Origin of the sequence: Saccharothrix sp. AJ9571 (genome assembly GCF_021725495.1) — a bacterium.
Lineage (GTDB): Bacteria > Actinomycetota > Actinomycetes > Mycobacteriales > Pseudonocardiaceae > Amycolatopsis > Amycolatopsis magusensis.
The window spans coordinates 8,901,229-8,922,582 of the sequence record NZ_CP091382.1 but is presented as its reverse complement, the minus strand read 5'-3'; the positions used below and the strand labels follow the sequence as shown (position 1 = coordinate 8,922,582).

Annotated in this window: 17 protein-coding genes; 8 read left to right on the top strand and 9 right to left on the bottom strand. The window is 71.0% G+C overall.

Annotated features, from left to right (window positions below):
• Window positions 1-124: 124 nt before the first annotated feature.
• From L3Q67_RS40340 to L3Q67_RS40325, 4 genes are all read left to right on the top strand, one after another.
• Window positions 125-1,567: a pyridoxal phosphate-dependent decarboxylase family protein gene (locus L3Q67_RS40340; protein WP_499186672.1), complete on the top strand. Its 1,443-nt coding sequence runs from the start codon at window positions 125-127 to the stop codon at window positions 1,565-1,567.
• Complete coding sequence (locus L3Q67_RS40335) at window positions 1,564-2,838, top strand: lysine N(6)-hydroxylase/L-ornithine N(5)-oxygenase family protein (RefSeq protein WP_499186671.1); 1,275 nt, start codon at window positions 1,564-1,566, stop codon at window positions 2,836-2,838. The genes L3Q67_RS40340 and L3Q67_RS40335 overlap by 4 nt, the downstream gene beginning before the upstream one ends.
• Window positions 2,839-2,927: 89 nt before the next feature.
• The gene (locus tag L3Q67_RS40330) at window positions 2,928-4,664 is read left to right on the top strand and encodes an IucA/IucC family protein (RefSeq protein ID WP_499191756.1); all 1,737 of its coding nucleotides are present in this window, start codon (window positions 2,928-2,930) and stop codon (window positions 4,662-4,664) included.
• Window positions 4,661-5,947, top strand: a complete 1,287-nt coding sequence (locus L3Q67_RS40325; protein WP_499186670.1) for a type I glutamate--ammonia ligase — start codon at window positions 4,661-4,663, stop codon at window positions 5,945-5,947. The genes L3Q67_RS40330 and L3Q67_RS40325 overlap by 4 nt, the downstream gene beginning before the upstream one ends.
• Here L3Q67_RS40325 and L3Q67_RS40320 read toward each other — a convergent pair.
• Both L3Q67_RS40320 and L3Q67_RS40315 read right to left on the bottom strand, forming a co-directional pair.
• Window positions 5,907-7,145 (bottom strand): glycosyltransferase family protein, encoded by a 1,239-nt coding sequence (locus tag L3Q67_RS40320; RefSeq protein WP_499186669.1) that lies wholly within the window; start codon window positions 7,143-7,145, stop codon window positions 5,907-5,909. The genes L3Q67_RS40325 and L3Q67_RS40320 overlap by 41 nt on opposite strands.
• A 196-nt stretch (window positions 7,146-7,341) precedes the next feature.
• Complete coding sequence (locus L3Q67_RS40315) at window positions 7,342-8,319, bottom strand: GlxA family transcriptional regulator (RefSeq protein WP_499186668.1); 978 nt, start codon at window positions 8,317-8,319, stop codon at window positions 7,342-7,344.
• 96 nt (window positions 8,320-8,415) lie between these two features.
• Here L3Q67_RS40315 and L3Q67_RS40310 point away from each other — a divergent pair, with 96 nt between their 5' ends.
• The 3 genes from L3Q67_RS40310 to L3Q67_RS40300 all read left to right on the top strand — a co-directional run bounded on the left by L3Q67_RS40310 (window position 8,416) and on the right by L3Q67_RS40300 (window position 11,693).
• Entirely contained in the window at window positions 8,416-9,111 is a 696-nt protein-coding gene (locus L3Q67_RS40310; protein WP_499186667.1) for a DJ-1/PfpI family protein, read from the top strand.
• Window positions 9,112-9,157: 46 nt separating this feature from the next.
• Window positions 9,158-10,525, top strand: a complete 1,368-nt coding sequence (locus L3Q67_RS40305) for a glycosyl hydrolase family 18 protein (RefSeq protein ID WP_499186666.1) — start codon at window positions 9,158-9,160, stop codon at window positions 10,523-10,525.
• A gap of 190 nt (window positions 10,526-10,715) precedes the next feature.
• On the top strand, window positions 10,716-11,693 hold the full coding sequence (locus L3Q67_RS40300; protein ID WP_499186665.1) for a PQQ-dependent sugar dehydrogenase: 978 nt from the start codon (window positions 10,716-10,718) through the stop codon (window positions 11,691-11,693).
• Between the two features lie 48 nt (window positions 11,694-11,741).
• Here the strand turns inward: L3Q67_RS40300 and L3Q67_RS40295 are convergent, their stop codons facing one another.
• A complete protein-coding gene (locus L3Q67_RS40295; protein ID WP_499186664.1) occupies window positions 11,742-12,500 on the bottom strand; it encodes a D-Ala-D-Ala carboxypeptidase family metallohydrolase in 759 nt (252 codons plus the stop codon).
• Between the two features lie 305 nt (window positions 12,501-12,805).
• On the opposite strand from L3Q67_RS40295, the gene L3Q67_RS40290 reads away from it, so the two are divergent.
• Entirely contained in the window at window positions 12,806-14,194 is a 1,389-nt protein-coding gene (locus L3Q67_RS40290; protein ID WP_499186663.1) for an alpha/beta hydrolase domain-containing protein, read from the top strand.
• A gap of 10 nt (window positions 14,195-14,204) precedes the next feature.
• On the opposite strand, the gene hpaD is transcribed toward L3Q67_RS40290, so the two are convergent.
• The 6 genes from hpaD to L3Q67_RS40260 form a co-directional block, all read right to left on the bottom strand.
• Complete coding sequence (hpaD, locus tag L3Q67_RS40285; protein ID WP_499186662.1) at window positions 14,205-15,248, bottom strand: 3,4-dihydroxyphenylacetate 2,3-dioxygenase; 1,044 nt, start codon at window positions 15,246-15,248, stop codon at window positions 14,205-14,207.
• Window positions 15,245-16,756, bottom strand: a complete 1,512-nt coding sequence (hpaE, locus tag L3Q67_RS40280; RefSeq protein WP_499186661.1) for an aldehyde dehydrogenase — start codon at window positions 16,754-16,756, stop codon at window positions 15,245-15,247. Before hpaE ends, hpaD begins: the two co-directional genes overlap by 4 nt.
• 2 nt (window positions 16,757-16,758) lie before the next feature.
• Window positions 16,759-17,688, bottom strand: a complete 930-nt coding sequence (gene dapA, locus L3Q67_RS40275) for a 4-hydroxy-tetrahydrodipicolinate synthase family protein (RefSeq protein ID WP_499186660.1) — start codon at window positions 17,686-17,688, stop codon at window positions 16,759-16,761.
• A 26-nt stretch (window positions 17,689-17,714) separates the two neighbouring features.
• On the bottom strand, window positions 17,715-18,398 hold the full coding sequence (locus L3Q67_RS40270) for a GntR family transcriptional regulator (RefSeq protein ID WP_499186659.1): 684 nt from the start codon (window positions 18,396-18,398) through the stop codon (window positions 17,715-17,717).
• Window positions 18,380-19,813: a fumarylacetoacetate hydrolase family protein gene (locus L3Q67_RS40265; RefSeq protein WP_499186658.1), complete on the bottom strand. Its 1,434-nt coding sequence runs from the start codon at window positions 19,811-19,813 to the stop codon at window positions 18,380-18,382. Before L3Q67_RS40265 ends, L3Q67_RS40270 begins: the two co-directional genes overlap by 19 nt.
• A 100-nt stretch (window positions 19,814-19,913) precedes the next feature.
• Entirely contained in the window at window positions 19,914-21,344 is a 1,431-nt protein-coding gene (locus tag L3Q67_RS40260; protein WP_499186657.1) for an aldehyde dehydrogenase family protein, read from the bottom strand.
• Between the last annotated feature and the right edge of the window lie 10 nt (window positions 21,345-21,354).

Sequence of the window (21,354 nt, the reverse complement as noted above, 5' to 3'; positions counted from 1 at the left end):
CCCCGCCACGCGGGAGGTAGACCGGATGGCGGAACCGCCGCGCGCCCGGCCACCCACATGATGGTTCGGTGGACGGAGGTCCGTACCCTTCTTCAGGGTAGGCATACCTTACCGAGGAGGACGTGTGGCGAACTCGCGCGGGGAACCGGCACTGGCCGGGGGGACGGCAGGGCACGAGCGGCTGGCCGAACTGATTCCCTTCGCGCTACGGGGTTTCGCGCGGGGTGCGGCCGAACGGAACGGGCCCGCCCCGAGCGGTGGTCCGGCCGCGGTGGCCGCGGAACTGGCGGCCGTGCTCCCGGCCGGTTCGGTGCCCGCCGAAGGGGTGGGGGCCGAACGGGCGCTCACCGACCTGACCGCGTTGCTCGCCGCGGGTTCGGTGGACCCGGCGGATCCCTGGTGTGCCGCGCACCTGCACTGCCCGCCGCTGGCCGTCTCGGTGGCCGCGGACGTGGTGGCCTCGGCACTCAACCCGTCGATGGATTCATGGGATCAGGCGCCGGTGGCCAGTGAGCTGGAACGGGAGTTCACCGGGGCGCTGGCGCGGGTCTGCTTCCCCGAAGAAGGCGCCCCCGACGCCGTGGTGACCAGCGGCGGTACCGAATCGAATCTGCTCGGGCTGCTGCTCGCGCGGGAGCACGCGCCGGGCCGCCGGGTCGTACCGGTCTGCGGGGCGAACGCGCACCACAGCGTGGCGCGCGCGGCGTGGGTGCTCGGCCTGCCCGCGCCCGTGGTGGTCGCCTGCGACGGCGACCGGCTCCGGCCCGACGCGCTCGCCGAGGCGCTGGCCGCGCTGACCGAACCCGCCGTGGTGGTGGCGACGGCGGGCACCACGAACACCGGCGAGATCGATCCGCTGGCCGAGATCGCGGGGGTGTGCCGGGCCGCGGGCGCGCAGTTGCACGTCGACGCCGCGTACGGCGGGATGGCCCTGTTCAGCCCGGCGCACGCCGAACTGCTGGCCGGGCTCTCCGAAGCGGATTCGGTCGCGCTGGACATGCACAAGTTCGGCTGGCAGCCGGTCGCGGCCGGGCTGCTCGCCTGCCGGGACGCCACCCGGCTCGAAGCGCTGAACGTGCGGGCCGAGTACCTCAACGCCGACGACGACACCGAAGCCGGGTTGCCGGACCTGCTCGGCCGCTCGATCCGGACCTCGCGGCGACCCGACGCCTTCCGCATGGCGGTCACCTTCCACGCGCTGGGCCACCGGGAACTCGGGCGGCTGGTCGCGCACTGCTGCGACACCGCGACCGAGGTGGCCGAGGACGTGGCCGCCGATCCCGGCCTGCGCTTGTGGGCCGCGCCGTCACTGTCCACTGTGCTCTTCCGGCCGCGGGTCTCCGACGAGGTGGTCGTGCGGGTCCGGCGGACCCTGCTGGAGGCGGGCACCGCGGTGCTCGGCCGCGCCACCATGCCCACCGGCCCCGGCGGCGCCGACCAGGTGTGGCTCAAGCTGACCCTGCTCAACCCCGCGGCCACCGCGGCGGACTACCGGCCGTTGCTGGACCTGGTGGGGCGGACGGCCGCCGGGATGGCCGCCGCCGGAGAGGAGCGGGTCCTTTCGTGAACCGGCCGGTGGACCTGGCGGGCGTCGGGATCGGCCCGTTCAACCTGTCGCTGGCCGCGCTGGCCGCCCGGGTGCCGGAGCTCGAGGCGGTCTTCTTCGACCGCAGGCCCGAATTCCGCTGGCACCCCGGGCTGCTCATCGAAGGCACCACGCTGCAGGTGCCGTTCCTCGCCGACCTGGTCTCGCTCGCCGATCCGACCAGCGAACTGTCCTTTCTGAACTACCTGCGCGCCAAGGGCAGGCTCTTCCCGTTCTACTTCTCCGAGCGCTTCCACATCCCGCGGGCGGAGTACGACGACTACTGCCGCTGGGCCAGCGAACGGCTGCCGTCCTGCCGGTTCGGGCGTACGGTGACGGACGTGCGCTGGAACACCGGGGAGCGGGCCTTCTCGCTGTCGTTCGAGGAGGGGGAGCCGGTGCTGGCCCGCAACGTCGTGCTCGGCGTGGGCACGTCCCCGCGGGTGCCGGAAGCGTTGCGGCCCCTGGTCGACGATCCCGGCGTGCTCGCCGTCCACTCGGCGGACTACCTGGACGCGCGGGAGGAACTGCTCGCCGCGCCCTCGGTCACCGTGCTCGGGTCCGGGCAGTCCGGTGCCGAGGTGTTCCTGGACCTGCTGCGTGCCCGGCCGCACGGGCTGCGCTGGCTCAGCCGGACCCGTTCGTTCGCGCCGATGGAGTACTCGAAGCTGGGGCTCGAGCAGTTCACCCCGGACTACACGGCTTACTTCCACGGCCTGCCCGAGCCGGTCCGCGATCGGCTCGTCCCGTCGCAGTGGCAGCTGTACAAGGGCATCGACGCCGAGACGATCGCCGCCATCCACGACGAACTGTACGAGCTGGGCATTGGTGGTGCCTGGCCGGAGGTGACGCTCACGCCCGGCGTCGAGGTGGTCGGTGCCGGGCAGTCAGACGGCGGCATCGAACTGCGAGTGCGGCACCCCGAGCAGGGCTCGGCCGCGACCGTCCACACCGGAGCGGTGGTCGCCGCGACCGGCTACACCGAGACGCTGACCCCGTTCACCGGCGACTGCGCCCGCGACGGCAGCGGCCGCCCGGTGATCGGCCGGGACCACCGGCTGGCGCTGCCGCCCGAGGTCACCGGCTCGTTGTTCGTGCAGAACGCCGAACGCCACACCCACGGCGTCGGCGCGCCGGACCTCGGCCTGGCGGCCTGGCGCTCGGCGCGCATCCTCAACACGCTCAGCGGGCGTACGGTCTACCCGTTGCCGGAACGCACCGCGTTCACCACGTTCGGACTGGAGGGCTCGTGACCGAGACAGCGCAGGTTTCCCTGGCCACCGACGACCCGGCGGACACCGCCGCGGCGTGGCGGGCGGCCGGTGCGCTCATCGTGCACAAGATGCTGGGGGAGCTGTCCTACGAGGGCCTGCTGCGGCCAGAACCCGCCGACCCGGCCGAGTCCGACGCCGACCACCGCGGCTGGGTGCTGACCCTGCCGGAGGCGCGCTACGAGTTCCGCGCGCGGCGAGGGGCGTTCGACGCGTGGACCGTGCAGATGGGCAGTGCGGTCCGCGTCGCGGAACAGAGCGCGCCCGCGGACGATCCCCGGATACTGGTCGTGGACGCCAGGGCGGCGCTCGGCCTGAGCGGCCTCCGCCTGGCGGACGTGCTGGCGGAGCTGACCTCCACGGTGGCCAACGAGGCGGCCCGCCTGGCGAACGCGCCGACCGCGACCACGTTGTCCACAATGGACTACAACCTGGCCGACGGGCACCTGACCGGCCACCCGCGGCTGGTGCTGAACAAGGGCCGCGTCGGTTTCTCGGCGGCCGATCGGGAACGGTACTCCCCGGAGTCCGGTGCCGACGTGATGCTGCGCTGGTTCGCCGTGCACCGCGACCACGCCGAGTTCCGCTGCGTCGGCGAACTCAGCGAGGAACGCCTGCTGGCCGAGGAGCTCGACCACGACCTGCGGGCCGAGTTCACCGAGAAGGTGGCGGCCCACGGCGATCCGGCGGACTACCTCTGGGTGCCGGTGCATCCGTGGCAGGCCGACGAGATCATCGGCACGCTCTACGCCGCCGAACTGAGCACCGGGGTGCTGATCGACCTCGGACCGGGTCACGACCACTACCGTCCACACCAGACGGTCCGGACGCTGGCGAACGTGGGCAGGCCCGGCCGCCGCGACGTGAAGACGGCCGTCTCGGTGCGCAACACGCTGGTCTACCGCGGCCTGAACTCGGCGGCCACGCTGGCCGGCCCGGCGATCACCGCGTGGTTGAAGCAGGTCAGCGCCGCCGATCCGATGCTCACCGAGCAGTACCGGTTCGAATTGCTGGGTGAGGTCGCCAGTGTTTCGGTCCGGCACCCGCTGTTCGGCGCGCTGGACGAACTGCCGTACCGGTTCCACGAAACGCTCGGGGCGCTGTGGCGGGAGCCGCTGCACGAGCGCGTCGGCGAGGGGGAGCACGCGCTGTCCTTCGCCGCGCTGCCGTACCGCGGGCCGGACGGCGAGTCGGTGCTCGCCGCCTTGATCCGGCGCTCCGGTCTGCCGGCGGAACAGTGGTGCGCCAAGGTGTTCGACCTGCTGTTGACCCCGTTGTTGCAGTGGTTGCTGCGCTACGGTGTGGGATTCTGCCCGCACGGCCAGAACCTGGTCCTGATCGTGGACCAGGACGGCGTTCCGCTGCGCGTGGCGATCAAGGACTTCGCGCAGGGCGTGGACCTGCTCGACGAGGACGTCGACGTGTACGCCCAGCTCGCGCCGGAGGCGGCCGAGGAGATGCTGCGCTGGCCCGCGCACCTGCTCGCCCAGTCGCTGTTCAGCTCGGTGTTCTCCGGCCAGTTCCGGTTCTGGGCCGAGGTGCTGCTGGACGAGCTCGCGTTGCCGCGCGCCCGGTTCTGGGAGCTGGTGCGCGAAGTGGTCAACCGGTTCCGCGAGGCGAATCCGGACCTGGCAGCGCGTTTCGACGCTTGCTCGCTGTTCGCGCCGGACGTCGAGCGCGTCACGCTCAACCGTGAACACCTCGCCGGTGGCGGGTTCGACAAGGTGGAGCGGGACGACGAGTTCGACGTGCGGTGGGGCCGGGCGCCGAACCCGCTGCACGGTCCCGATCCGGCCGGCGCCTGGTGATCGGCGCGCCCCGGCCGGTCGGGCCGCGCAGCCTGGCCGACCGGCGGGCCGCCGCGGCGGTGCCGGACGGCCTCGGCGAGGTGCCCCGGGTGCTGCTGCTGGTGCCGGATCCGCACGCCCGGTTCGCCGCGGTCGAGCTGGACGGCCGGTTCGTCGCCGAGGAGGTACTGGCCAACGGCTACGGCGTCTGCTCGTACGTCTTCGTCTGGGACGTCCACCGTGCTGTACCGTCCACTTTGGACGAGTCGTTGCGCCGGTACGCCGACCGCTTCGGCGACCTGAAGATGCGGCCGGACCTGGCGACGCTGACGCCGGTTCCCGGTGCGCTCGCGGTGGTCTGCGATGTCGAATGGCCCGACGGTTCGCCGGTGGAGATCGCGCCGCGGACCGTACTCACCCGGCAACTGGAGGCGCTGGAGGAACGCGGGCTGGTGCCGTCGGTCGGCATCGAGCACGAGGTCACCTTCCGCGGTCCGGATGGTGAGCCGCTGACCGAGCACCCGGTCGACTACGCGCTCGGCGGCACCGAACGCCTGCGGCCGGTGCTCACTTCGGCCGCCGAACTGCTGGCCGGGCTCGGGGTCGAGTCCGCGCGGGCCGAATGCCACCCGGGTCAGTACGAGATCGTGCTGCGTCACCGGGACGCGCTGGCGGCGTGCGATGACGCGCTCCTGCACCAGTTCCTGGTCCGCCAGGCCGCCGCCGAGCACGGGGTCACGGCCGGTTACCTGGCCGCCGAGCAGTCCGGGCAGGGCAGCTCCGGGCACGTGCACCTGTCCTTGTCCTCTGTGGACGGGCGGCCGAACGGGCTGAACTCGTTCCTCGCCGGGGTGCTGCGGGAGGCGAGGGCGCTCACGCCGATCTGGGCGCCGACCTGGAACAGCTACGTCCGGTTGCGCACGGGACCGTTCTCCCCGCGCGTGCTGCGCTGGGGCACCGACGATCGGACGGCGTCGATCCGGGTGGCCGGTGGGGACGCCAACCCGCGCCTGGAGTTCCGGTTCGCCGGGGCCGACGCGCAACCGCACCTGGTGGTCGCGGCGTTGATCGCGGCGGGCATCACCGGGCTCGACGAGGACCTGGAGCCACCGCCGGAAGGGGAGGACTGCGGCGAACTGGCGGGTTCCCCGTGGGAGGCCTTGGCCGAGTTCACCGAAGTCGGGGCGCGGTTGCTGGGCCCGGAGGTCGCCGCTCAGCAGATCTCCTTGCTCCGTGCGGAAATCGACGCCGGGCTGAGCGCGGTCAGCGATTGGCAGCGCGATCGAGCGCGCCTGCGTTCCTGAGCCCGGTGAGCGCGGGCAACGCCAGGCAGAGCAGGAACGCCACCGCCAGCAGGAGGTAGATGTTCCCGGCGAGCTGCTGCCCGGTGGTCCACAGCAGTTCCTTGTCGCCGTAGCCGGGCAGTTCGTGGAACGGCGCGACGATGAAGGCCACCGTGGTGATCAGGGCGGCGGTGAACCAGCCGATCGCGGTGAGCGAGCTTTCGGCCACCCGGCGCACCACGTAGGCGAGCATCACCACCAGCGCGGGCACCACCCAGACCCAGTGGTGCGACCAGGAAGTCGGCGACACGAGCAGCGCCAGCGCGGCGTTGGCCATCAGCGCCGGGGCCGGGTCGGAGCGCCGCATGGCCACGACGGTCACCCCGAGCAGCAGCAGCCCGAGCACGATCCACCACACCGTGACGTCGGCGGGGGACAGGCCGAACCGCGCGAGCGCGGCCTCGATCGCCTGGTTGGTGCGGAACGGTGAGCCGCTGACCTCGGCGAGCCCGTCGGAGCCACCGGTCCAGAACTTCACCGAACCGGCGAAGTCGACCACGAAACCCACCGCGGTGGCGGCCACCCCGGTCAGCGCGGCCACGAGCGCCGCCCGGTAGTCCTTGCGCAGCAGGAAGTACAGCACGAACGCGGCGGGCGTGAGCTTGACCGCGGCGGCGAGGCCGACCCCGATCCCGCGCGGCCACCAGGTCTTCGGCGCCAGGCAGTCGACCGCGACCAGGCCCATCAGCAGCAGGTTGACCTGGCCGAAGGAGAAGGTGTCACCGACCGGCTCGAGGTAGGTGCTCAGCGGGGTGACCAGCGCGGCGATCATGATCGCCCCACGCGGGCCGCCCGCGGGCCACACGTGCCTGCCCACCACGTAGACCGTCGCCGCGATGGCCGCGAAGTTGGCCAGCACCAGCAACGTGTTCGCGGTGTACCAGGGCAGCGCGGCGAACGGCAGCAACGCGAGCAGCGCGAAGGGCGGGTAGATGAACGGGAGCGGGTTGCCGATCTGCGTTTCCGGCATCACGCCGTAGATGTCGCGGTCCTCGCGCCAGGCGTTGAACCCGTTGCGGTAGACCTCGAGATCGATCTGCCAGTACCCGGCGCTCTCCACCAGCGGCCAGAGGGTGAACCACGCGCCGGCGAGACCGAGCAGCACCGCCACCCAGAAGAACTTCAGCACCACCGGTTTCCGTGGCTCCGTGCTCGACACCCTGCGCCCCCTCTGCCGGATTGCGCGTTGAGTCTAGGCACTGTCCGGTGAGTCTGGTCGATGGGCTTCGTGATCCAGGTGGTTCCTGGCGGTGCGGGCGATTCGGCCTCGTACTGGCCGTACTCGGCCGAACTCGCCCGTGCCGCCAGGGGCCGCCTGGGCGCGGAGAGCGCGACCCTGACTTACCGGACAGTGCCTAGGTGAACGCTCCCTGCCTGCCCCGGTGCAGGCGGCGGTAGGCCGAGGGTGGGGTGTCGTAGTGGTCCAGGAAGCTTTGGCGCAGGGACTCGGTGGAGCCGAAACCGCAGCGACGGGCCACAGCGGACAGTGGCAGGTCGGTGGTGGAGAGCAGTTGGGCGGCGGTCTCGGTGCGCACGCGGCGGACGTGCTTGCCGGGCGTGGTGCCGAGGTGGGTGTCGAAGAGCCGGGACAGCTGGCGGGTGCTCAGCCCGGCCCGCGCGGCGAGCGCCGGGGTGCCGAGGTCGGTGTCGAGGTGGCTGGCGATGTGGGCGGTCAGGTCCCGGACCACGTGGTGCTCGGGCGCCGGTGCGGTGAGGAACATGCTGACCTGCGCCTGGTTGCCCGGCCGTTGCAGGTAGGCGACCAGGTAGCGGGCGATCTGCCGGGACAGCGACGGGCCGTGGTCCTGCTCGACCAGTGCCAGCGCGAGGTCCAGTCCGCTGGTCACCCCGGCGGAGGTGTAGACCTCGCCGTCGCGGACGTACAGCGGCGCCGGGTCGACCTCGATGTCGGGGAACTGCGCGGCGAGGCGGGGTGCGTCGGCCCAGTGCGTGGTGCAGCGGCGGCCGGTCAGCAGCCCGGCCGCGGCGAGCAGGGTGGCGCCGGTGCACACCGACGCGACCCGCCTGCTGGCCTTGGCGAGGCGGCGGAGCTGCGCGAGCACCCGTCCGTCCTCGGCGGCGGACAGGTGCCCGAGCCCACCGGCCACCACCAGCGTGTCCAGCGGTCCGGTCACCTGGTCCAGGCGGACCTCGGGGGTGAGCGTGATCCCGGACTGGCAGCGGATCGGCCTGCCGTCGAGCCCGCCGAGCCGGATCTCGTACGCGGGCTTCGGGCGCAGGCGGTTGGCCGCGTCGAACACGTCGGACGGGCAGGCGATGTCGAGCAACTCCGCTTGGGGGAAGGCCGCGATGAGGATCTGCCGGGGCGCCATGGCCGGACACTAGCAGCGGATGTCTTAGCGACGGGGTTCGCAGGAATACGGACATCGGCCGCCTCCGGGCCCGCCGCGGTGGCCATGGTGGGCGGCATGACTGAACCGAAGACGATCGCGTTCGTGCTGTACCCGGGGCTGACCCTGCTGGACCTGGTGGGGCCGCTGCAGGTGTTCACCGCGCTGACCGGGATTTCGCCGGGGTACCGGGTGGTCGTGGTGGGACAGGACCGCGAGGTGACCGAGACGGACACGCCGCTGTCGGTGCGGCCGAGCCACACCTTCGCCGACGTGCCGTCGCCCGAGATCGTGGTGGTGCCCGGGGGCTTGGCGCCGACCTGGCGGGCGGCGGCCGACGAGCGGCTGCTGGCCTACCTGCGGCAGGTGGCCGAGCACGCGGAGGTGGTGGCGTCGGTGTGCACCGGCTCGCTGATCCTCGGCGCGGCCGGGCTGCTGGACGGGCGGAAGGCGAACACGCACTGGAGCCACCGCCACTTCCTGGCGGAGTTCGGTGCCGAGCCGGTGGGGGACCGGTGGGTCGAGGACGGCAAGTTCCTCACCGCCGCCGGGGTGGCCGCGGGCATCGACATGGCGCTGCACCTGGTGGGCCGGCTGGAGGGGGACGACATCGCGCGCGGGGTGCAGTTCGGGATCGAATACGACCCGGAGCCGCCGCTCGGCCCGCTGGACTGGGACCAGGCACCGCACGAGTTGTTCGCCGCCTGGACCGCCGCGGGCCTGCGCGAGGGATTGACCGGGACGGCTCTGGCCGATCGCTTCCTCCGGGAGTAAGGTCTAGACCATCCCGCCGCCGCAGGGATCCGAAGGGAACTCGTCCATGCCTTCAACTTCTCCCCGGCGACGGTGGGGCGCGGCGGCTCTGGCCGCCGCGACGGTCGCCACCGGTCTGTCGGTCGCCGTCGCAGCCGCCCCGGCGGCTGACGCCACGGTGCTGCCGAACGGATTCCGGAGCGTCGGTTACCTGCCGTCGTGGTCCGGGAACGTCAACAGCATCCAGTACGGCAAGCTGACCCACATCAACTACGCGTTCGTGCTGCCGAATTCGAACGGCACGCTGCAGGCCGTGCCCGATCCCGGCAAGCTGTCCTCGCTGGTTTCGCAAGGGCACAACAACGGCGTCAAGGTCTCGCTGGCGATCGGCGGCTGGAACGACGGCAACGACTCGGCGTTCGAGGCGCTCGCGGCGAATTCGAGCAGCCGCACCACGTTCGTCAACAGCGTGGTCAGCGTGGTGAACCAGTACAACCTCGACGGGGTCGACATCGACTGGGAGTACCCGGATCCCGGGACCTCGGGCACCAACTTCACCGCGTTGATGCAGCAGCTGAGCACCGCCATGCACAGCCGGGGCAAGCTGCTGACCGCGGCGGTGGTTTCCGGTGGTGGCACCGCGAACGGGGTGCAGCCCGCGGTGTTCGGGTACGTGGACTGGCTCAACATCATGGCCTACGACGGCGGCAGCCCGCACGCGAACTACGACTGGTCGATCGCGTCGGCGAACGAATGGAAGGGCCGGGGGCTGCCCGCCGCGAAAACCGTGCTGGGCGTGCCGTTCTACAGCCGTCCCGGGTACCTGACCTACGCGCAGCTGGTGGCGATGGACCCGGCGAACGCCAACCGCGACTGCGTCAACGCCAATGGCGCGCAGCAGTGCTACAACGGCATCCCGACGATCAAGCGCAAGACGCAGTGGGCGATGGCGAACGCCGGCGGCATGATGAACTGGGAGCTGTCGCAGGACACGAGCGGGAGCACCTCGCTGGTCAGCGCCATCTACGAAACCGCGATGGGCGGTTCGGGCGGCGGCAAGACCGGGCCGATCACCGGTTTCGGCGGCAAGTGCGTCGACGTGGCCGGTGGTGCGACCACCAACGGCACGGCGATCCAGTTGTGGACCTGCAACGGCAGCTCGGCCCAGCAGTGGACGGCGGGGGACGGAACCCTCCGTGCACTGGGGAAGTGCCTCGACGTGGCGAGCGCGGGCACGGCGAACGGCACCCCGGTGCAGCTCTGGGAATGCAACGGGACGGGTGCCCAGACGTGGCAGACCTCGGGCAGCGCCCTGCGCAACCCGGCTTCGGGCCGCTGCCTGGACGCCACCGGCCCCAGCTCGGCCGACGGCACGCGCCTGCAGATCTGGGACTGCGCGGGCTCGGGCAACCAGTCGTGGCAGGTGCCCGCTTGAGCCTCGGGTAGCGACACGAGCGACACGAATGTGGCTTTCGGGGCGGAATCGGCCCCGAAAGCCACATTCGTGTCCGGGGTCGGACGGATGGCCACATAGCCCGAATGGTGGTGTGCGATTAACCATCTATGCTGGTTCGATTCACGGCACCGCCGCCGGATGTCATCGGTCACTGCAGAAGGAGCAGTCCATGTCCCTGCGCCGCCGTTTCGCCGCGGCCACTTCGGTGGTCGCGCTCGCCGGTCTGCTGTCCCCGACCGCCACCGCCGAAGTCGGGCCGATGGCGATCAAACAGGTCGCCGGTGGGCTGAACCAAGCCTGGGCGGTCGACTTCCTGCCCGACGGCACGCCGCTGTTCACCCAGCGCAACGCCAAGTCCATCAGCCGGATCACCGGCGGCGCGGTCGAGGAGGTGCAGACCATTCCGGAGGCCGTGGTGACCGCGGAGGGCGGCCTGCTCGGCCTGGCCGTGTCCCCGGACTACGCCACCGACCAGACCGTCTTCGTCTACTACACCTCGGCCTCCGACAACCGGATCGCCAAGCTCACCCTCGGTTCGGCGCCCACGCCGATCGTGACCGGCATCCCGCGCGGCAGCCAGTACCACCACGGTGGGCGGCTGCGGTTCGGGCCGGACGGGTACCTCTACGCCGGGACCGGCGACGGCCAGACCGCCGAGAACGCGCAGAACGACAACTCCCTCGGCGGCAAGGTGCTCCGGGTCGACAAAGCGGGAAACGCCGCGCCGGACAACCCCGGCGGTCGCAAGTGGATCTCCAAGGGGCACCGCAACGTGCAGGGGCTCACCTGGGCGGGCAGTGACCTGTACATCGCCGACATCGGCCCGAGTGACGTCGACGAGCTGAACAGGATCACGCAGGGCGGCAACTACGGCTGGCCGACCTGCTCGGGCCCGTGCAACAACCCGGGCTTCGTGAACCCGGTGAAGACCTGGCCCACCTCGACCGCGACGCCGAGCGGGCTGGCCTACTACAAGAACAGCCTCTACCTGGCTTCGCTCAAGGGCGGGACCTTCAAGCTGAACACCGCGGGCGAGGGCGGCAAGCTCTACACCGAACTGGGCCGCACGCGTGACGAGGTCGCCGGGCCGGACGGGCAGCTCTGGGTGGTCACCCCCAGCGCCATCTACACCGCCGACGGTTCCTGACCGGAGCGGTGAGCGTGCCGCCCGGCGACGGGCGGCACGCTCAGCCGATCAGATACCGCAGGTCGGTGCCGACCAGAACTGGCCGGACCGGTGCGCCACGTGGGTGTGATCGTTGTGGCCGGGGTAGCCCGGCCCGAGGATCTCGCTGAACCCGTGGTTGCGCGCCTGCTTGGCCAGCGCGCAGAAGCCCTGCGAACCCGCCCCGAGGTCCACGGCGTCGCCGTAGAGGTGCCTGCTGCCGGTCGCGCCGCCGACCGCGTTGTTGCACGCGACGCTGCGGAAGCCACCGTTGACCACGATGCCCTTGTCACCCATGGCGTGCCGCATCGCCTGCAGCTTCCACATCGACACCAGCGCGTTGGCCTTGGCCGTCGCGGCGGGGACGTTGCCGCCGGACCAGTCGGAGTTGCAGTTGTTCAGCTCGTCGTAGCTGAAGTTGACCGGCGTGCAGTCGTTGTCCTGCAGCGCGTAGATCTTGGTGAAGGTGGCGGGACCGGCGATGCCGTCCGCGCCGAGCCCGTAGGCCTGCTGGAACCGCGTCACCGCGGCCTTGGTGCCGGCGCCGAACTGGCCGTCGATGGCCAGCACGCCACCGTAGCCCGGGTAGCCGGCCACCCGGATCTGCAACTGCCGCACGTCGTCGCCGGACGCGCCCTGGGACAGCGTGCGCCCCCAGGTGTAGCAGGCGTCCGCGGCGGACATGTCCTCCGCGGTGACGGGTCCAGGATCGGCGACCGCCGGAGCGGCCAGTGTGGTGCCGAGGCCGGCCAGCAGGGCCAGTATCGGCAGGGCGAGACGGAATCTCATAGTCAAGCAACACCTTTCATGGCAGGGAAGGTGACGCCGCAGCGTGTCGATGTCACGCACATCCTGTCAATGAATCACCAGGCAAAGACCTGGTTCGGCCGAAGATGACCCCCCGTCCGGCTCACGACGAAAGAATCTTGACAGCGCACCCCTGCCACACCCCTGCGCCCGATTGGCACCCGCGCAAGAAAGCCCGCGGCGAAATCCGTCCCGCGGTCACAGAGCGCGTTGCCGCGTGTTGTGCCGGTGACGAACGCGCTGTGATACTTCCCGCCCGTTCCCAGCAGCACACCTCGGGAGGCGGAATGAAACGCGCACGAGCCCTGCTCATGGCGGCCACGCTGGCGATCTGCCTGATCCCTGTGGCACCGGCGTCGGCGGCGGCCGCGCCGGTGGTGCGGCCGGTGCCCGCCGGGGCGGGGCACGGCCACGCGGTCAGCGGCGCGGAAGGCATCGTCGACCTCGTCCGGCTCGGCTATACCGAAAGCGAGTACCTGCTCTCCGGTGCGGCGGAGACCTACGCGCAGGACGGCGCCTGGACCTCCGACGGCGTCTGGCGGACGAAGGTGTCGAGCACCGGAAATCCGTACACCACCAGGATGATCGTTCAGCGCCCCACCGATCCCGCCAGGTTCAACGGCACCGTGGTGGTGGAGTGGCTGAACGTCAGCTTCGGCGTCGACATCCCGGTCGACCTCTCCCAGTCGTACGAATACCTCGCCAGGGAGGGCTACGCCTACGTCGGCCTGACCGCGCAGCAGGTGGGCGCGGACAAGCTGACCGAACTGGACCCCGCGCGGTACCCCGGCGTCTCGATCAGCGACGACGCGCTGTCCTACGACATCCTGACCCAGGCGGCCACCGCGGTCCGCGCGCACCCGGAGATCGTCGGCGGCCGGGCGCCGGAAATCGTGCTCGCCAGCGGCCACTCCCAGTCGGCGACGCGGCTGACCACCTACGCCAACGCCGTCCAGCCGCGCGGCGAAGCCTTCGACGGTTTCCTCGTGCACGGCCGGGCCGGGGGCGCGGCACCGATCGCGGGCGGCCTGCCACCGGTGAACACCCGCATCCGGACCGACCTCACGGTGCCGGTTTTCGTGCTCCAGGCCGAAACCGACGTGATCCTGTCCGCGTCGGTGCGCCAGGACACGGAGAAGGTCCGCACCTGGGAGGTGGCCGGCACCGGCCACGCCGACCAGTACGGACTGGACCTCTACAACGCGGCCAACGCCAGGGACAAGGGCATCAACGGCGGCGCGCCGACCTACTGCGACAAGCCGGTCAACAGCATGACCTTCCGGTACGCGCAGAACGCCGCCTACGACCACCTCCACCGCTGGGTCAGGACCGGTTCCGCGCCGCCAACGGCCCCGCCGATCGACATGCTGTTCGGCCTGATCATCCGGCGTGACGCCGACCAGAACGCCCTCGGCGGCATCCGGCTGCCGGACTTCGAAGCGCCGATCGCCACCTACAGCCCGCACAACACCGGCGGCAATGTGCCGGGTGCGTGCCTGGTCCTGGGCACCACGACCCCGTTCGCGCCGCCGCGGCTCGTGCAGCTCTACCCGGACCACGCCACCTACGTCACCGAGTTCACCGCGGCGGCGGACAAGGCGCGGGACGCGGGCTACCTGCTCCCCGAGGACCACGCCGAAGCGGTCGCCCGGGCCCAGGCAGCCAAGGTCCCGTAGTCGAGAGGGCTCACACCTGCTGGCCGAGTTTGAAGCCTTCCTGGGCGGCCGTGTAGGAGAAGCCGTCCGCGCCGATGGTCACGTCCGATTCGCGGGCTTCGGCGCGGGCGTGCAGTAGCTGTGGTCGGCCGTCGAGGTCGAGGACGGTGGAGGCGTCGGCGTACCAGCTCGGCACCACCGGGTTGCCCCACCAGTCACGGCGCTGGTTGTCGTGCACGTCCCAGGAGATCACCGGGTTGTCCGGGTCGCCGGTGTAGTAGTCGTGCGTGTAGATCTCGATGCGGTGCCCGTCCGGATCGCGCAGGTACAGGTAGAACGCGTTCGACACCCCGTGACGGCCGGGGCCGCGCTCGATCATGCCCGGCTGGCGCAGCGCGCCCAGGTGGTCGCAGAGGTGCAGGATCTGGCTGCGCTCGTGGGTGGCGAAGGCGATGTGGTGCAGGCGCGGGCCGTCGCCGCCGGTCAGCGCCACGTCGTGCACGGTCGGCTTGCGGAACATCCAGGCCGCGTACACGGTGCCTTCGTCGTCCTTGATGTCCTCGGACACCCGGAACCCGAGTCCCTCGTAGTATCGGCGCGCGGCGGACACGTCCGGGGTGGACACGTTGAAGTGGTCCAATCTGGACAGTGCGCCCGCGCCGTGCACGTCGTAGCGCTGGGTGAACCGCTCGGTGTGCTCGGCGTGGTGGAAGAACTCGACCGGGAACCCGAGCGGGTCCTGCACCCGGACCGCCTCCCCGATGCCGCGGGTGGCGCCCGCCGGACGCCGTTCCACCCGTACGCCCAGTTCCCGGTAGTACGCCTCGGCGAGCGCCAGATCCGCTTCGGACCGCACGCGGTAGGCGAGCACGGCCACCGCGGGCACCGGCCCCTTGCGCAGGACCAGCGAATGGTGCAGGTACTCCTCGAAGGCCCGCAGGTAGATCGCTTCCTCGTCCTCGTGGGTGACGAGCAGGCCGAGCACGTCCACGTAGAACGCGCGGGAGGCGGCCAGGTCGGTGACGACGAATTCGGCGTAGGCGCAGCGGAGCACGTCCGGCGGGGTGGTGGTCATGACTGTCCCTTCTGGACGGAACCGAAGCGGGCGGTGTGCACCGGGCCGAGCGAGACGTGGATGGCCTGCTGGTCGGTGTAGAAGTCGAGCGAGCGGTAACCGCCCTCGTGCCCCAGTCCCGAGGCCTTGACCCCGCCGAACGGGGTGCGCAGGTCGCGGACGTTGTGCGAGTTCAGCCAGACCATGCCCGCCTCCACCGCCTGCGCGAAGGTGTGCCCCCTGGTTAGGTCCGAGGTCCAGATGTAGGCCGCCAGGCCGTATTTGACGTCGTTGGCCAGTTCCAGCGCCTCGGCGTCGGAGTCGAACGGGGTGATCGCCACCACCGGCCCGAAGATCTCCTCCTGGAAGATCCGCGCGGTGGGCGGCACGTCGGCGAACACCGTGGGCGCCACGTAGTTCCCGGTGTCCAAACCGGACGGACGACCACCGCCGGCCAGCAGCCTGCCCTCGGACTTGCCGAGTTCGACGTAACCCATGACCTTCTCGTAGTGCTCGGGGTGCACCAGCGCACCGACCTCGGTCGCCGGGTCGTGCGGGTCGCCGACCACGATGTCGCGCGCCCGGTCGGCGTACCGCTGGCAGAACTCGTCGTAGATCGCGCGCTCGACCAGGATGCGGCTGCCCGCGGTGCAGCGCTCCCCGTTCAGCGAGAACACCCCGAACAGGGTGGAGTCGATGGCGGCTTCGATGTCGGCGTCGGCGAACACCACCGCGGGCGACTTGCCGCCCAGTTCCATCGACATGCCCTTGAGCGAGGCCGCGCAGTTGCGGTAGATCAGCTGTCCGGTGGTGGTCTCACCGGTGAACGAGATCAGCGGCACGCCGGGGTGCTTGACCAGTGCGTCACCGGCTTCCTCGCCGAAGCCGTTGACCAGGTTGAACACCCCGTCCGGCAGGCCGGCGTCGCGGAAGATCCCGGCCCACAGACTGGCCGAGAGCGGGGTGAACTCGGCGGGCTTGAGCACCACCGTGCAGCCGGAAGCCAGTGCGGGCGCGAGCTTCCAGCTCTCCAGCATGAACGGCGTGTTCCACGGCGTGATCAGCCCGGCGACGCCGATCGGCTTGCGGTGCACGTAGTTCACCTGCCGCCCCGGCACGCGGTAGGTGTCGTCGGCCTGGGCCACGACGAGGTCGGCGAAGAAGCGGAAGTTCTCCGCCGCGCGCTGCGCCTGGCCGAGCGCCTGCGTGATCGGCAGGCCGGTATCGAAGGTTTCGAGTTCGGCCAGCCGCTTGTCCTGCGCCTCGACCGCGTCGGCGATCTTGTTCAGCACCCGGGCCCGTGCCCGCGGCAGCAGGCCCGGCCACGGGCCGTCGGTGAAGGCCCGGCGCGCGGCGGCGACGGCCCGGTCGACGTCCTCGGCCTGACCGGCGGCGGCGGTCACGTAGGTCTGGTTGGACACCGGGTCGAGCACGTCGAAGGTCTTGCCGGAGACGCTGTCGACCAGTTCGCCGCCGATGTAGTGCTGGATCTTCGACGGCAGGTCTTCGGGAACGTGGTGCTTGGCCATGCCTACTTGCCCTCCACGGCGGTGAGATAGCTTTCGCCCTGCGCCAGCAGGTCCTTGATCCGGGCGAGGCCCGGTTCGGTCGGGGTGATCAGCGGCGGGCGGACGTACCCGGAGCCGATCAGCCCGCGGTGTTCGAGCACCCACTTGCCCGGCGCCGGGTTGGTCTCCACGAACAGCAGGTCGACCAGCGGGTGCAGGCCGTAGTGGATCTTCCGCGCGCGTTCGAGGTCACCCACCTCCCACGCTTCGTACATCTCCGCGCAGGCGGCGGGGGCGATGTTGGCCGTCGCGCTGACGAACCCGGCACCGCCGAGCGCCAGCAGCGGCAGGCACAGCAGTTCGATGCCGGACCACACCAGCAGTTCCGGGCCGCACAGGTGCAGCACGCGCGAGAAGTGCTCGAAGTCCTTGGTGGTCTCCTTGACACCGACGAAGTTGTCCACCTCGCGGAAGAGCCGGGCGACCGTCTCCGGCGCGATGTCCACCGCCGTCCGGCTCGGCACGTTGTAGGCGACGATCGGCAGGTCGGGGAACTCCCGCGCGACGGTGCGGTACCAGGTGTAGAGCGCTTCCTGGGTGGGCCGCGCGTAGTACGGGGTGATGATCAGCGCCGCGTCCGCCCCGGCTTCGGCCGCCGCGGCGGTGAGTTCGAGCGTCTCGTCGAGCTTCGCCGAGCCGGTGCCGGGCACCACCGGCACCCGGTCGGCCACCTCGGTGACCACCGTGCGAATGGCCTCGGCGCGCTCGGCGACGGTCTGCGCGCCCGGTTCGCCGGTGGACCCGCCGATGGAGATCCCGTGCGAGCCCGCCGCGAGCTGCCAGCGCACCAGGTTCGCCAGTCCCTCGTGGTCGAGTGCGCCGTCGGCGGTGAACGGGGTCATCAGCGGCGCGATCGAGCCCCTGATGGCCTGCGGATCCGAGCGGAATCGCATGGGTTTGCCCTTTCTGTGTGGCGGTTTCAGTGGCGCCCGGCCTGGTACGCCAGGAAGGCGTCCAGCGTCGCCAGCCGGTGCTCGCGCACGGCCAGTTCGATTTCCAGCGCGGGCGCGCCGCGTTCGAGCAGCTCGAGGATCCCGCGGTGTTCGCGCACCGATTCGTGGGCGCGGCCGGGCACGAAGCTGAAGGTCGACGTGCGCAGCCCGCTGAGCCGGTTCCAGCCGCGCTCGACCAGGTCGAGCACGTGCGGGTTGGGACAGGTGCCGAACAGCACGCGGTGGAACTCCCGGTTCAGCGCGGTGAACCGGGACGGCTGGAAGTGCTCCAGGCAGGCGGCCAGTTCGTCGTTGAGTTCTTTCGCCCTGGCCAGCGCTTCGGCGGGCAGCGTGGGCGCGGCGAGCGCGGCGGCGTAGCCCTCGACCAGCGCGAGCGTCTGCATCGTGTGCTGGTATTCGCTCTCGTCGACCATCGCGACCTGCGCGCCGACGTTGCGTTCGAAGGTGACCAGCCCTTCGGCTTCGAGCAGCCGGATCGCCTCGCGGATGGGCACCGGGCTGACGCCGAGTTCTTGCCCGATCTGCCCGAGCACCAGGCGGTAGCCGGGGGAGAAGGTGCCGTCGGCGATGCGGGCCTTGATCCACTGGTAGGCGGTCTGGGACTTGCTCAGTTTCGCCGAAGTCGCCGTGTTCACCGCTTCGCCAGCCATTCGGCGTACCTCCCCTGCCACTCGGCGTTCATCGGGTACAGGCCTTCGACGCCTTCACCTTCGGCGACCCGCTCGGCGATGAAGGCCTCCTGCCGCTCCTGTTCGATCGCCGCGTCGGCGATCTCCTCGGCCAGGTGCGGCGGGATGACCAGCACCCCGTCGGCGTCCCCGGCGATCACGTCGCCGGGCTGCACCGAGGCGCCACCGCAGGCGATCGTGACGTCGGTGTCCCACGGCACGTGCCGCCTGCCGAGCACCGCCGGGTGCGCGCCGGAGTGGTAGGTGGGGATGTCCAGGGCGGCCACGGCGTCGACATCGCGCACGCCGCCGTCGGTGACGATGCCCGCCGCACCACGGACCTGGGCGCGCAACGCGAGGATGTCGCCGACGGTGCCGGTCCCGGTCTCCCCGCGGGCTTCCATCACCAGCACGTCGCCCGGTTCGAGGGCGTCGAAGGCGCGCTTCTGCGCGTTGTACCCGCCACCGTGGGCGCGGAACAGGTCCTCGCGGAACGGGATGTAGCGCAACGTCTTCGCGCGCCCGATCAGCTTGGTGCCGGGCCGGGTGGAGGTGACCCCGTCGATGGACACCTCGTTGTAGCCACGCTTGCGCAACTGGGCGGACAGGGTCGCCGTGCCGACGCTCGCCAGTTTCGCCCTGAGTTCTTCGGTCAGCACGAAACCGGTTTCCCCGTACGCTTCCGCGCGCTGGCGGGCATCGACCCTCGGCCGCGCGCCGAACGATCCGAAGTGGACAGTGCCTTCGGTGATCGGGGTGACCAGCCTGCCGGTCGAGTGCCCGTTGCCGTCGGCGGTGTCGACTTCGACCTCCACCACATCGCCCGGCTCGACCACGGACGCACCCGCCGGGGTGCCGGTGAGGATGACGTCCCCCGGTTCGAGGGTGATCAGCTGCGACAGGTCCGCGACCAGGCGGCCGAAGCCGAACAGCAGGTCCGCCGTGGTGTCCTCCTGCACCAGCTCGCCGTTGACCCAGGTGCGCACGCGCAGGGCGGACGGGTCGACGGATTCGGCGGGCAGCACGGCGGGCCCCAGCGGGGTGAACCCGTCGCCGCCCTTCGAGCGCAGGTTGGCCCCCTTGTCGGCGTAGCGCAGGTCGTACAGGCCGAAGTCGTTCGCGGCGGTCACCCCGGAGACGAACGACCAGCCGTTCTCGGGCGTGACGTGGCGGGCGGGCTCACCGATGACCAGCGCGATCTCGCCCTCGAACCCGAGCAGTTCGGTACCGGCCGGCCGGGGGAGCGGGTCCCCGCCGGCGGCCACCGAGGTCGACGGCTTGAGGAAGTACGACGGCTGGGCAGGGGTTCGCCCGCGCTGCGCCGCCCGTGACGGGTAGTTCAGGTGCAGCGCGATGATCTTGCCCGGTCGTGGGAGGCCGGGAACGGTGCTGGTCATAGGCGTGGTCCTGACTGAGCGGAGGACGGCGAGAACATATTTCAGAAGGTATACGATCCGCGGCAAAACTCCTCAGCGATAACTCCTCAGTGATAATTCCTCAATAGTGCAGCCAGACGGACTTGGTCTCGGTGTAGGCGTCCAGCGCCCACGGCCCCATTTCGCGGCCCCACCCGGACGCCTTGTACCCGCCCCAAGGCGCGGCCATGTCCGGGATCGACGGCATGTTCACGAAAACCGCGCCCGCCCGGATGCCGTTGGCGAACCGCTGGGCGGTGGCGATGTCGCGGGTCCACACCGTGGCGGCGAGCCCGTACTCGGTGTCGTTGGCCCGCGCCAGCAGCTCGTCGGCGTCGTCGTACGGGGTGACCGCGAGGACCGGGCCGAAGATCTCCTCGCGCATGATCGTCATGTCGTCGGTGGTCCCGGTGAACAGCGTGGGCGCGTAGAAGTAGCCGTCGCCCTCGACCTTCCGCCCGCCGGTGACCAGCTCGGCGCCCTGGTCGCGGCCGGTCGAGACGAGGAAGTCCACGTGCTCCCGGTGCTTGTCGGACACCAGCGGGCCCAGCTGCGTCGACTCGTCGAGGCCGGGGCCGATGGTGAGGGCGTCGAGCCCGGCCGCCAGCTTGTCGACGAACTCCTGCTCGCGCCTGCGGTCGACGAAGAAGCGCGTGTACGCCGCGCAGACCTGCCCGCTGTTCAGCGTGGCGCCCGCGAGGTTGCCCGCGACGGCGGCGTCGAGGTCGGCGTCCGCGGCGATGATGCTGGGTGCCTTGCCGCCGAGTTCGAGGGTGAGCCGCTTGAGGTTCGACTCCGCGCTGGCCACGGTGATCAGCTTCCCGACCGCGGTGGAACCGGTGTAGGACAGGTGGTCGATCCCGTGGTGCCTGCTCAGCAGCGCGCCCACCTCGCCGTCGCCGGTGACCAGGTTGACCACGCCCGGCGGGAACCCGGCCTCGTGCACCAGCTCCATGAGCCGGATGCTGGTCAGCGGGGTGACCTCGCTCGGCTTGACCACCACGGTGTTGCCGGTGGCCAGCGCGGGGGCGAGCTTCCAGACCAGGATCATCAGCGGGAAGTTCCACGGCGTGATCAGCGCGTTCACCCCGACCGGCTCGCGGCGGGTGTAGTGCAGCGTGTCCGGGAAGGACACCGGGTTCGTGGTGCCCTGGAGCTTGGTCACCCAGCCGGCGAAGTACCGCAGGTGCTCGGCCGCGCCGGTCACGCTGACCTGGCGCGAGATGCCGATCGGCTGGCCCTGGTCGCGGGTCTCCAGCGCGGCCAGTTCCTCGTGGTGCGCTTCGACGAGGTCGGCCAGGCGGAACAGCAACGCGGCCCGCTGGACCGGCAGCAGGCCCGCCCACGCGGGCGCGGACAGCGCGCGCCGGGCGGCGTCCACCGCGGCGTCGACGTCGGCCGCCGACGCGGTGCCCACCTCGTCGATCACCTGGCCGGTGGCCGGATCACGGGTCGGCAGCGCACCGCCGCCCGCGGTGGTCCACTGTCCGTCGATGAACAGGCGTGTGGCCATGGGTTCCCTC